This window comes from Paraburkholderia sp. SIMBA_054 (assembly GCF_046534875.1).
Taxonomy (GTDB): domain Bacteria; phylum Pseudomonadota; class Gammaproteobacteria; order Burkholderiales; family Burkholderiaceae; genus Paraburkholderia; species Paraburkholderia hospita.
In genome coordinates this window covers 1-242 of the sequence record NZ_JAWRXV010001544.1, presented here as the reverse complement: position 1 = coordinate 242, position 242 = coordinate 1, and the positions used below count along the sequence as shown (strand labels likewise).

At 67.4% G+C, this 242-nt stretch carries 1 pseudogene; it reads left to right on the top strand.

Annotation, left to right across the window (positions count from 1 at the left end):
• Window positions 1-242 (top strand): annotated as a pseudogene (locus SB822_RS60215) (type II secretion system minor pseudopilin GspK); the annotation flags it as partial.

Here is a 242-nt window from a genome sequence, read left to right as displayed (position 1 = left end):
CGCCGGATCGAGAACCAGCGTCTGCTCGCGCAGGCGCAATGGGTTGCGCGCGGCGCGCTCGACTGGACGCGTCTGATTCTTCGCTCCGAAGGCGATACGTCCGCGGGCATCACGTATCTCGGCGGCGTGTGGGGCGTGCCCATCGCGAAGACGCGGCTTTCCGACTTCCTCGGTCAGATCGGCGAGGTGCGCGCGCAGCAAGGCGCCGCGACTTACCTGTCGGGTTCCATCGAAGACGCTCA